The sequence below is a fragment of the uncultured Subdoligranulum sp. genome (assembly GCF_937890665.1).
In genome coordinates, this window is sequence record NZ_CALADU010000196.1 from 1 (window position 1) to 10,803 (window position 10,803).

12 protein-coding genes and 1 pseudogene are annotated in these 10,803 nt (G+C 47.2%); 7 read left to right on the plus strand and 6 right to left on the minus strand.

Translation table 11 applies throughout. The annotated features are described in order from the left end of the window. Together Q0526_RS11105 and Q0526_RS11110 are read right to left on the minus strand one after the other, a co-directional pair. On the minus strand, positions 1 to 630 hold a 630-nt coding region (locus tag Q0526_RS11105; RefSeq protein ID WP_298733557.1), incomplete at its 3' end, for a zinc ribbon domain-containing protein. Between the two features lie 183 nt (positions 631 to 813). Continuing rightward, a complete protein-coding gene (locus Q0526_RS11110) occupies positions 814 to 1,113 on the minus strand; it encodes a hypothetical protein (RefSeq protein WP_298733559.1) in 300 nt (99 codons plus the stop codon). Positions 1,114 to 1,275: 162 nt separating this feature from the next. Between Q0526_RS11110 and Q0526_RS11115 the strand changes: the two genes are divergently transcribed. After that, complete coding sequence (locus tag Q0526_RS11115) at positions 1,276 to 1,515, plus strand: helix-turn-helix transcriptional regulator (RefSeq protein WP_298733561.1); 240 nt, start codon at positions 1,276 to 1,278, stop codon at positions 1,513 to 1,515. A 104-nt stretch (positions 1,516 to 1,619) separates the two neighbouring features. Here the strand turns inward: Q0526_RS11115 and prfH are convergent, their stop codons facing one another. The 3 genes from prfH to Q0526_RS11130 form a co-directional block, all read right to left on the minus strand. Continuing rightward, positions 1,620 to 2,207, minus strand: a complete 588-nt coding sequence (gene prfH / locus Q0526_RS11120) for a peptide chain release factor H (protein WP_298733564.1) — start codon at positions 2,205 to 2,207, stop codon at positions 1,620 to 1,622. A gap of 3 nt (positions 2,208 to 2,210) precedes the next feature. Then, on the minus strand, positions 2,211 to 3,311 hold the full coding sequence (locus Q0526_RS11125; RefSeq protein ID WP_298733566.1) for an RtcB family protein: 1,101 nt from the start codon (positions 3,309 to 3,311) through the stop codon (positions 2,211 to 2,213). Positions 3,312 to 3,426: 115 nt separating this feature from the next. Further along, positions 3,427 to 4,080, minus strand: a complete 654-nt coding sequence (locus Q0526_RS11130; RefSeq protein WP_298733567.1) for a hypothetical protein — start codon at positions 4,078 to 4,080, stop codon at positions 3,427 to 3,429. 446 nt (positions 4,081 to 4,526) lie between these two features. Here Q0526_RS11130 and Q0526_RS11135 point away from each other — a divergent pair, with 446 nt between their 5' ends. The 6 genes from Q0526_RS11135 to Q0526_RS11160 all read left to right on the plus strand — a co-directional run bounded on the left by Q0526_RS11135 (position 4,527) and on the right by Q0526_RS11160 (position 10,209). Further along, positions 4,527 to 5,735: a RecQ family ATP-dependent DNA helicase gene (locus Q0526_RS11135; protein WP_298733568.1), complete on the plus strand. Its 1,209-nt coding sequence runs from the start codon at positions 4,527 to 4,529 to the stop codon at positions 5,733 to 5,735. Further along, positions 5,732 to 6,808 carry a hypothetical protein gene (locus tag Q0526_RS11140; protein ID WP_298733570.1) on the plus strand — a complete coding sequence of 359 codons (1,077 nt, stop codon included), beginning with the start codon at positions 5,732 to 5,734 and terminating at the stop codon, positions 6,806 to 6,808. The genes Q0526_RS11135 and Q0526_RS11140 overlap by 4 nt, the downstream gene beginning before the upstream one ends. 172 nt (positions 6,809 to 6,980) lie before the next feature. Next, positions 6,981 to 7,226, plus strand: coding sequence for a hypothetical protein (locus tag Q0526_RS11145; RefSeq protein ID WP_298733572.1), 246 nt, complete (start codon positions 6,981 to 6,983; stop codon positions 7,224 to 7,226). Next, positions 7,223 to 7,387, plus strand: a complete 165-nt coding sequence (locus tag Q0526_RS11150; protein ID WP_298733577.1) for a helix-turn-helix domain-containing protein — start codon at positions 7,223 to 7,225, stop codon at positions 7,385 to 7,387. The genes Q0526_RS11145 and Q0526_RS11150 overlap by 4 nt, the downstream gene beginning before the upstream one ends. 109 nt (positions 7,388 to 7,496) lie before the next feature. Further along, complete coding sequence (locus Q0526_RS11155; protein WP_298733574.1) at positions 7,497 to 8,945, plus strand: ATP-binding protein; 1,449 nt, start codon at positions 7,497 to 7,499, stop codon at positions 8,943 to 8,945. A 97-nt stretch (positions 8,946 to 9,042) separates the two neighbouring features. Next, a complete protein-coding gene (locus Q0526_RS11160; RefSeq protein WP_298733576.1) occupies positions 9,043 to 10,209 on the plus strand; it encodes an XRE family transcriptional regulator in 1,167 nt (388 codons plus the stop codon). Positions 10,210 to 10,606: 397 nt separating this feature from the next. Here Q0526_RS11160 and Q0526_RS11165 read toward each other — a convergent pair. Continuing rightward, positions 10,607 to 10,803: pseudogene (locus Q0526_RS11165) on the minus strand (site-specific integrase); the annotation flags it as partial.

The following is a 10,803-nucleotide window of genomic DNA, read 5'->3' on the forward strand; positions in this document are numbered from 1 at the left end:
TGCCATCAATGTGCCTTTAATAGCTCCGCTCAGGCCAAATCCACCACCTTGCCACTGAAGACCTCCGGAACGGTTATTTGCTCGATAACTGCTGAGCTGCTCTGCAAAACTCACGAGGTCTGTGGCTATATCGGCGTATACTTGAAGATCTTGTTCTAAATGAAGGTCGTTCCTCGCAAGCTGGAGAAACTCTTCTGGGGTGACGCCATATAACCCATATTTTTCTAGCGTAGACGTTGCGAAGCGAACAGCTGTTGCTGATAATTCGAGAATTTTTGGAAGTGCTTTATCATATAGAGTCTCAAAGTTGGTAACGCTTGAATTATAAAAAGACTCAAAGGTATGCCGACAAGTCTCTGCATTATCAACAAAGAGGGACCGAAGTTTGTTATAAGCAATGATTGACTCCGCAACATGTAAATCGTATTTACCAATCTTAATGGTGTGCATAGGGTCTACTTTCTGCGAGTTAGACTCTGTAGAAGATACTTCCTCAATGCCAGAGCCTTGCCGAGGCAAATTAGAGTTGTCTTTTTCACTGGCAGACTGTACTGGCCTTCCACATTGCGAACAAAACTTAGCGTTTTCAACCAACTTTGAACCACAGAAAGGGCAATAATTCGGCTGCATTATCATAAATTCCTTTCTACCATATTTTCACAGTTAAGGTACTTCAACTAGCTGATACCTTTTACGTACCATTGCCAAGACTATTAGTATGAGGGAATCTTGGCCTGGCGGGTTCCCTCTAGAACATTGGAGCCAACATACATAGCTCTGATGCAAGTAAATATTCGGAAAATGTTACGAGCACTACTTTCTACAATTTCTGCAACGTTGTTTTTCCCTCAGATCAGACAATAAGCTAACGATTTTTTCTAATTGATCCTCGTATGCTGCTCTTTGTTTACTATCTTTTTTCAGGTCGCGCAGTTTGGTACGTAGTTTGCCTTCCATTCTAGAAAGGTCTTCGACTGCAGAATCAATATCATCCGATCTGACAAGACGGATAAATCCATTATCATCTCTCTCTCGCGTTAGGCGAACAGCATGATCATAGCATTTTTTGGCCTCATCCAGCAGACCGCGAAAACTCTCGGGAGAAGCAGACATATTTACCATTCCTCTCTATTTCTCGTATTCACGTATAGCGCTCAAGACATACAAGTCAAATTTTATAATACTATATTTTACAGATATAATAATATAATTTTGAAATCATGTCAATCGATGACGCGATTCTGTACCATAAGAAAGTACAGGAGGATCGCATCTATGAAGGCTGATTATATCGACAAGTACCGCCAGATCGGGTTAAAGATCGCCTACTACCGGAAACTCCGGGGCTATACGCAAGAGGAACTTGCGGAGAAGGTAAACCGGACGCCGGCGTTCATCGGGCATGTGGAGGCTCCGAATATCAGCAAGGCGGTTTCCTTGGACACACTTTTTGAGATTTCGAAAACTTTGGATGTTCCGGCATACAAATTTTTGATGTTTGAAGAGGATCTATAAGTCAAGTATAGCAATGAGGGCGGACAACCACTGTCCGCCCTCATATTTTTTGGAATTTTTGATTATTTTCAAAGGCAATTGAATTTTTGCGGGCCATAGCCTAGTTAGATTCGTCGGAATTCCATCCCTTCAAAGCACGCTTTGGCATTGCCTCGTTCCAGGCGGGTATGATGCCGCCAGTTCTGGCTTTTCTGCTGGGCCTGCTGGTCCAGATTGGATTTCTGGGCCAAAGCCTGAAGTCGGGAGAGGGCTTTTTGTTTATTGGCATACTGGCTGCGTTCCTCGGTACAGACAACCGCTTGCCCGGTGGGAACGTAGATCGCCCGGACGCCAGACTCTACTTTGTTGACATGTTGACCGCCCTTACCGCCGCTCCGAAAGGTGTCGAACACCACCTGCTCCGGATCAAAGGCAGAGATTCTGGCTGCTTCACAGAGATGAACGTCCAGAAACCAGTTTTTCCGCCTGTGGCCGGGACGATACGGACTTCTGCAGATCCATAGGACAGAACCGATGTATTCCGATAGATCTGCCTCTGTGTAAAACCGGACCGAGCGAAAAGTCCCCGCATAATATCCGGGCGAGGCGTCAAGCAGCGTGATGTCGTAATGGGTTTGAAGATAGTCCAGTAGTTTGGCAACCCCCAGCTCGCACTCCGCAAGCCCCTGACCGGAGCTGATTTGATAGATCACCGCTCATTCCTCCCCGGCCTTGAAATTGTAGACGGGGCAGATGCGCTCTATCACATCTACCGTCGGGCCGATTTGGGAGAGAATGGCCTCCATGGGCTTATAGGCCATCGGACTTTCATCCAGGGTGTCGCGGCTCACAGAAGTCGTGTAGATGCCCTTCATCTCCTTTTTGAACTGGGAGAGGGTGAAGGACTGCTTGGATTCCGCCCGGTTCAGCAGCCGCCCTGCACCGTGGGGAGCTGACTCATTCCATTCCGGATTTCCCTTCCCAGCGCAGAGCAAGCAGCCGTCCCGCATGTTCATGGGGATGATCAGACGCTCTCCCGCCATCGCGGAGACAGCGCCTTTGCGCAGGATCATACGGCTCGTATCAATGTAATTGTGAACTGTGGAGAATGAGTCCTCCATATCCAGCTTCATACCTTTGACCAGATCGGACGCAATGGCTTGACGGTTTAGCTCTGCAAACTGCTGAGCGATTCTCATATCGTGGAGATAGGCATCCTTCAGCGCCCTGGTGGCATAGGCAAACTCGAACGGCGTCCCATCCGGGCTGGCCGCAAAGGCCTCCTTCTGATAATACGCCGCGACTTCAGCGCCCAGACGCCGGCTGCCGGAGTGGATGACCAGCCAATATGCGCCATCCTCACTCCGATCCAGTTCGATAAAATGGTTTCCGCCTCCGAGGGTGCCGATGCTGCAAAGGGCCTTTTCCTTTTGAATATGGCGGAGGCAGAGCAGGCGGTCCAATTCTGCCCGCTCCGCAAAGCGGTGGGGTCTGGTGCGGATTGCCCGCCCGGAAGGGATGGCATCCCGGATCAGCTTATCCAGCTTTTGCAGCTCCATCCGCTTCCCGGAGACCTTCCACACGGTCATGCCGCAGCCGATGTCTGTGCCAACCAGACCGGGCGCTACCTTGTCTGTGAGTGTCATGGTGGTCCCGATGGCGCAGCCCTTGCCGGGATGAACGTCTGGCATAATACGGATCTGGCTGCCCTTGGAGAGCGGGCTGCCACACAGAGCGCGGATCAGTCCCTCTGCGGCGGGATCAATGGAATCGCTATAGACAATGGCGCTGTTCAGCGCATTTTGAATCGTAATCAAGAAAGTTCCTCCTTAAAGAACCGGGATTGTATGGATTCTACCGGAAATCGCTATTCCATGCAATCCCCCATTTTTTTTCGATTTCTGTTTGGTGAAAGTCAGTTTCGGGACTGCTCTATGGCTGAGTTTTTGTTTCGTGAGCTGCCATATTGTGGATAGCGCCGTCCGGCAGGAACCAGCCGAAATCCCAGTTGATCGACGAACCGTAGTTTTCATCGTTCTGCCAAGCGGTGTCCAGAATGTCTTGATGGAACAGATAGCAGGAGTCTTTCATCAGGGGCATGAATACCGTGTCTCCAAGAAGTGTGTAAATTTCCTGGCGGGAGGAATGCTTCCTGCGGTAAGAACGTTGCTGTTCCACATCAAATTTTTCTACATAATCGCAGAGCTTGTCCGGCTCGTATCGCAGGACAAATTGATTGATTTGATGATCCGGGGTTAATTGACGGCGAAGGCTGACCCATTCGCTCCGCCGCAGCTGCAGTTCTGACCGTGTGAGAACGGCATCGTAGTTGGGAAAATAGTATCCATGGAAACTGGTTTTCGTGCGGATTGGGAAATATACGATCTTGTCAGGGGCAGCAATCAGGGAGGCCATTGCGAATCGGAGCCATTTACAGCCTACGATATCAGCATCGATTGCGTAATGCTCACTGTCACTATCGTAATAGGCCCAGGTATGTTTCAGCCTTGGAAATACCAGCACATGGAAGTCTCGGCGCTTGCCCCTGACCAGATATTGCGGGATCTTGATTTTTCTGTTTCTCATAAATTCCTCCGGTTTCTGATGTAGGTGATCATTTGCCTGCTAGGATGACTGAAGTGCATCTGTCCACTGATGGCACATGTGGGATGTCTTGCTGCATGGGCATAACCTCCTGTTACAAAATAACAGAGGCACCGGAGAAATTCCCCGGCGCCTCTTTCACAAATATAATATATGGCTGGCGTATTCTACAAACCGGATTTCCGCGATAACCTGGGATTAAAGAATCACCCTGCTTTTCTTGACCTAATTTGTAGTCCTTTTTCTTCGTTTTCTTTCACATAATCCAACCGTTTTCTCACTTAAACATATTCCTTTTGCCCCTTTACCCGCATTTATAACTTTGTTTGTAAAATTGAGTGAATTCATTGAAATGATCACCACAAGGCCATTATAAAATGATTGCCTTCTAACAAAGATATAAAGAATCTGCAGGGAGGTTTTCTATCATGAAGTATTCAAAATCTGTCAAAGAGGCAATGAAGCAGTTGGACATTAAGAAATTGAGACCTAAGCAAGGACAAGCCATCTCATCTATCCTGAATGGTCATGATACAATGGTGATTGCCCCCACCTCTTTCGGGAAAAGTATTCTCTATCTGATCCCGGCAATCATCCAATCGGATAAGCTGACTATTGTGGTAGAGCCACTACTTGCCCTCATGCACGACCAGGTAAAATATCTTCGAAAACATCAGATCGCGGCGGCCTATCTGGATCACATGCAGACAGAAAAAGAGCAGTCTGATATCTTGGACTGCGTGCAGAGCGGGGAGATCCATATCCTCTTTGTGTCGCCAGAGAGGCTGTGCAGGCTCCCATTTCAGATGGCGATTCAGGATATTTCTATTGGCATGGTGGTAGTAGATGAATGTCACTGCGTTATCTCATGGGGGAGCACTTTCCGGGAAGACTATCTTCATATTGGCGCATTCGTTGATTCCCTGCCGAAACACCCGGTTGTTGCTGTCACGGCAACCGCTGCTCCGCAAGATCGTGAACACATCATGGCTCTTCTTTCCATGAGATCGGAGCCTAAATGCTTTGCTTACAGTTTATATCGCAGTAATCTGACGTTTTTGATAAAACCTGTGGAATCTCGCAAAGAGAAGCGCCGGAAGCTGCAGAAGTTGTTGAAGAAATACCATGCCAATACGACCCTCATCTTCTGCGCAACAAAAGCAGGAGCGGAAGCAGTTGCAGAAGATCTGAAAGCTCTCTATCCCGGTGATGTTGTCGTATACCACAGCCGGGAGAAAAAAGCGGAAAAGGCCATTCTCGCAGGGAAAAAGCATGTGATCGTGGCGACAACTGCTTTGAGCATGGGAGTTGACATCCGGAATGTCGATCTGGTCATCCACTTCGATCTGCCGAAATCTCTGGAGGAATATTACCAGCAGGCAGGACGGGGCGGACGGGATGGACAGCACTCCCGCAGTATTCTGCTGTATGATCCTACAGACTTTCACCGGAACTATGGGCTTCTGTGTCAAATCACGAACAAGGAAGCGAGAAAGCGTGCCGTGGAACGGCTGAATCAGATGAAGGAGCTTTGTGACGAAAAGCATCGCTGCTTGGTAAAAATGATGCTGGGTTTTCTGGGGGATTCCCCCAGAAAAAACTGCCGTTATTGCACGAACTGCCAGAAAGCAAGGTGAGTGAAATGGAAAAGCCGCAAATCATTTTGGGGATTGATACATTCAGCTTCTACTTTCCGCTTTCTTATCATCAAAAGGAGCATGTCATCACGCGCTTGAAATCGTATAAGGGGTTTTATCAAGAGAACGATTACTGGACAGAGAGCTATGAATATCGCAGTGAAGCCTTTGCGGATCGGGGAATCAAAATTTACGTATTCCAGAAAAAGCAATCTGTTTGGGGACTGATGATCACAGTACATCCGATGCTCCTGCTGGGAGATCCAGATCGAAGTGCGCTGTATAATCCGAGGCAGAAGACTTATCGGGAGCTGGAAAGAAGGGCAAATGGGATTTTGGAGCAAGTTGGCATCCCTTGCTCCCTGGACGGTATGAAGCTCTATCGTGTCGATGTGACCATGAACATGATCTTTCGAGATCCCGCTCCGGTGAATGCCTATTTGCGGATTCTCAAAAAGGGGCAGCTGCTTCCGCACTATCAACTGGAATTCTTCAACAAGGGTTCCATGAAAGCAAAGGACGCCAAAGAGGCGAACCAGAACAGCTACAAGCAGAGCTGCCGATCCTGTGCCTTTTTTGCCTATAACAAGACGGCGCAGCTGCGGATGACCAACCACTTTCCTCATATGCTGATTGGAAAATCGGTCCTGCGGATCGAAGCCCAGTTGCGGCGTAAGGGGATGAAAAAATGGCTGGGCGGAGATATCAAAGAGCTGGACAACCGGCACATCATTCAACAGCTGGGAAACAAAGCACCGAAGATTTTGAAATGGTATTTGAAAAGGACACTACTGGTTCACGGAGAACATCTGCATTATCAGGAGGCCGTGGAGAAAGTAGCGGCTATAAAACGGGAAGAGATGCAGAAACGAATGATATATCTGCTGAGGAAAACCAGCGATTGCAGGGATCTGTCAGCCGCAGTCAAAGCGTTGCAGGAAACATACAGCTTGAATTCCGGACAATGCAGGCGGATTTTCAACAAATTTGAAAAACTCGGCGTCAGTCCCATTACACTGCCAAATACCGACTCTCTTTCAAGGCTTCCGGATTTATCATCTTTTCTCAAATGAGTTCCTTTGTCAAATATCGGTGAAATGCAGTCCTAGTTGATTGATTTACATGTGTTTGTGAGCATGTTTTTAGAGTGATTTAACAAACATGAATATAAGGTGATGCGAAATGGCGTGAGATAGCACCAGGATACATCTGAAAACCTAATTCATTCTAAAAGGAGAAATTGATATGGCTGTCCCATATGTTGATTACAATGAACTGAGAGAGTTTTATGCAATCAAAGATGTGTGCAAGCTCTTTGAAATGAGTAAAGATGAACTGAGGAATAAATGCATGGAATATGACATCCAGCTGCGTCGCAACGAGATTGGAGAATGGGGCTTGGTGAAATATGATGTGAGGAAGCTACATAATCTGCTTTATCATGAGGGAAGATCGAAGAAGAGAGTAGAGGATGATGACCCGTGGGCATGATGGAACTACTGACGGTCAAAGAAGTTGCAAGATACCTCAAGACGACCCGGCAGCAGGTGAGGAAGATGATTCAGAATGGAGAGTTAGCAGCCGTAAAGGTAGGACGCGAGTATCGTGTCACCCTGGAAGCCTTGTCAGATTTTCTGGATAGTCAACAGTAAAATGTAATTCATACATAGCAAAATCTCGGAAATAATGCAATCTATACTTTGCATTTATATTGACAAAAGTGTAAAGTACAGATACAATTATTTGGAGGGAGGCGATACTGTGGCAATAACAACGAAAGAGGGAATTCTCAAGGTCCTGCGGAGTTTCAATCCCTGGTGGGTGAATGGAGCCGTGAATCCTGCTTTTTTGCGGGATTATAAACGATTTGCCTATTATGAAGCGATCAGCCGGTTGGAAAATACCAATATCCGCAGGACAGTAGTTTTAACAGGAACCCGGCGTGTAGGCAAGACAACCATAGAATACCAGCTGATCCATACGCTGCTTCAAAAGGGAATGCCTCCCCAGAAAATTGTATTTGTTTCTTTGGATCATCCTATGTTGAAACTGGCGGGGCTGAACGAAGTTTTAGAGTGCTATCATGAAAATATCTATGCTGAGCAGGATGTGTATTACTTTTTTGATGAAGTCCAGTATGCAACGGATTGGGCGATGTGGTTAAAAACCATTTACGATACCCAGCCGGATACCAAAGTTGTAGCGACTGGTTCCGCCAGCCCTGCGTTGGTTCGGGGAAGTACAGAAAGCGGTGCCGGGCGCTGGACAGTGATACAAGTCCCGACGTTATCGTTTTACGAATATTGTTCTTTAATAGGCTTGAATGATATCCAGTTGGATAAAACCATAAAGCCAACCTCAATTCTAAAGATGACGCAGCAACAGCGTGGGCAGATTATGAATAAGCTGTCTGCCGTACAAAATCATTTCATAAGATATCTCCAAATAGGGGGCTTTCCTGAACTGGCACTTGCGAATGACGATATACTGGCTGAGCAGGTCATGCGGGAGGACGTTGTAGATAAAGTGCTGAAGCGTGACTTGCCAGCCCTATACAATATTCGAAATATAACTGAGTTGGAGCGCATTTTCCTCTATTTGTGTAATGTCTCGTCAGAGATCATAACGATTGATACCATAGCGAAAGAGCTGAACGGGGTCAGCCGTCAAACGGTTCAAAACTATATTGAATATTTGGAAAGTGCGAATCTGATTTATTTAAGCTACCCCGTGGATCTGGATGGGAAAAAGATCTTAAAGGCCCGGCCTAAGATCTATATTGCGGATGCGGCCATTCGCAACGCGGTATTGATGGACAGCGATGTATTGACAAACCCAATAGAAATGGGGAAGATGGTCGAGACATCCGTATATAAACATGTGAAAGCCTTTTACTATCAGAAAGCCACGCGAGTAGGTTATTACCGCGGAGGGAAAAAAGGAAAGGAAATTGACATCGTCGTAGATTATCCCAATATTGATAATATTCTGATTGAAGTCAAATACCGGGAAGAGGCTCCTATTTCAGATGACGATGCAATCGTTGAGCATTGCGACAAGGCAGCGTCCGCTATTATCATCACAAAACGTGCTACGGATTTTGGAGAGCACAACGCACCTAATGGAAAAAAGCTTCTCCGTATTCCTGCTTTTGCATTTTTGTATCTTTTGGGCCACGCAGAGAAGAATGGATATAAGGGCGTTGAATAATTTTCGGCGGAAGATGAAAAAGCCAATGGCATATCCGCAGTTGATTATTTTCAGGCACTATGGTATGTTTTTGTAAAAATGATTTAGGGGGAATTTCATGAATTATGTGTTGAAGCAATATGATATGCCTCTTCTGAAATTCTCTGCTACTACAGACACCAGCGACCCGGAGATTGAGATCCTCTGGCGCGATGAGAGCAAAAAAAATCTATTGCCGCTGGACCTGGAAGAAACGCCTGAGAGCTTACGGCGGTGGCTGCTTCGGCGAACAATTCCCAAAAACCGCGCTTACGTCCACAATCTGTTGGCAAAGTGCGGACTGAATCTCAACCGTCCCATGAGCATTATCGACGTCTGCAAAGGGCTATCTCTGAATGACTGCTATTGGGTGGTCCATGAAGACGATACTGCCACATTTGCAGAATCCAACCTCTATGAAAATCCTTTCAGCAATGTTCTGGCATCTCTGGCGTTTACCGGGTACGGAAGCAGCCCCCGTTCTTCCTTACGATCCAGCCCGGAATTCACCACCAACGGGATGCTTCCAAAATGCTGGCGTAGGATCAAAGGCAAAGTGTACCTTTACAAGGGCGGTACGGAAGGAGCATCCAATGCGGGTTTTGAGCCGTACTCAGAATACTATGCCGCTCAGGTAGCACGTGCAATGGGAATCCATCATGTCCCGTATGGGCTGTCCCAATGGAAAGGTATCCTTTGTTCTACGTGTGAATTGTTTACCAGTGTGGAGACATCTTTCCTTCCTGTGGGAAGGCTTGTCACGAAAGGCGGCATGCCGGCAGTTGCTAGGTATTATGAGAGCCTCGGCCCGGAGTTCCTGAGAGAACTTCATGAAATGATGGTATTCGACGCCGTGATCTGTAATGTGGATCGTCATTTCGGAAACTTTGGCCTGTTGATTGAAAATAGGACAAACAAGATCGTATCTCCGGCTCCACTTTTCGACCACGGTAATTCCCTGTTCAATTTTGCGGGAAAGGATTGCTGGGAGGACGAGGACGTATTGAGAGATTATATTACGACCCTTGTTCCCAGTGTATATGATGATTTCATTGGAACGGCCCGTGAAGTAATGTCTCAAGAGAACCGGACACAGGTGCGGCACCTGCTGACGTTCAGATTTCAAAAGCACAGTCGGTATAACTTGCCTCCTAATCGTTTACAGATGATTGAGAAGCAGATCCAGGAGAGAGCGAAGCTTTTGTTAGGGGGAGAGAGAACAATGCGATCTGTCCTCAGTAAGTGAGGGAATCACTGATTTGTTCGCAGGACTATCCTAGAAGATGGTGACTACTATTTGCCTACTAAAACCACAAACGGTTTCGGCAAAGCAGGAACGATATTGAAAGAAAATGAGCTTTAGTAGTAAGTTATAAGAACCTTTTTTGAGTGAAAAAACAAAAAAATACCTCACCATTGGTAAGGATGAGGTCGGCGGTTCGAATCCGCCCAGCAGCTCCACAAAACACCCGCTTTTCACGTGAAAAGCGGGTGTTTTGTTTGCTTTTTGCAACTATTTTGGGCGGTTTGGATTTTGGCTCTTGCCTTTGACCACAGAACCAGCCACAGACAGGAAAAAGACGGGCCTCCGAGGGCGCTTTGCCCTTGGAGGCCCGTTTACGCAATACGGCAGGTTCTCCCGGTCAACTTGCCGCACTTTCCTGCTTTGCCTGTTTTTCTCCGTCGGCGATTTCTGCTTTCATCTCCCGGATCAGTTCTGCCAGCTTTTCCTCACACTCCGCCTCCGTTTTCGCGTAGACATTCCGGGCCATGCGCTGGCCGTTGACGATGGGGGAGTAGCGGCCCTCCCACAGATGGTCGTTGATTTGGGTGACGCAGC

Excerpts from the sequence above, each read along its gene's own strand:
- Q0526_RS11110 (WP_298733559.1), bottom strand. The coding sequence starts at position 1,113 with ATGTCTGCTTCTCCCGAGAGTTTTCGCGGTCTGCTGGATGAGGCCAAA.
- Q0526_RS11115 (WP_298733561.1), top strand. The coding sequence starts at position 1,276 with ATGAAGGCTGATTATATCGACAAGTACCGCCAGATCGGGTTAAAGATC.
- Q0526_RS11130 (WP_298733567.1), bottom strand. The coding sequence starts at position 4,080 with ATGAGAAACAGAAAAATCAAGATCCCGCAATATCTGGTCAGGGGCAAG.
- Q0526_RS11135 (WP_298733568.1), top strand. The coding sequence starts at position 4,527 with ATGAAGTATTCAAAATCTGTCAAAGAGGCAATGAAGCAGTTGGACATT.
- Q0526_RS11145 (WP_298733572.1), top strand. The coding sequence starts at position 6,981 with ATGGCTGTCCCATATGTTGATTACAATGAACTGAGAGAGTTTTATGCA.
- Q0526_RS11150 (WP_298733577.1), top strand. The coding sequence starts at position 7,223 with ATGATGGAACTACTGACGGTCAAAGAAGTTGCAAGATACCTCAAGACG.
- Q0526_RS11160 (WP_298733576.1), top strand. The coding sequence starts at position 9,043 with ATGAATTATGTGTTGAAGCAATATGATATGCCTCTTCTGAAATTCTCT.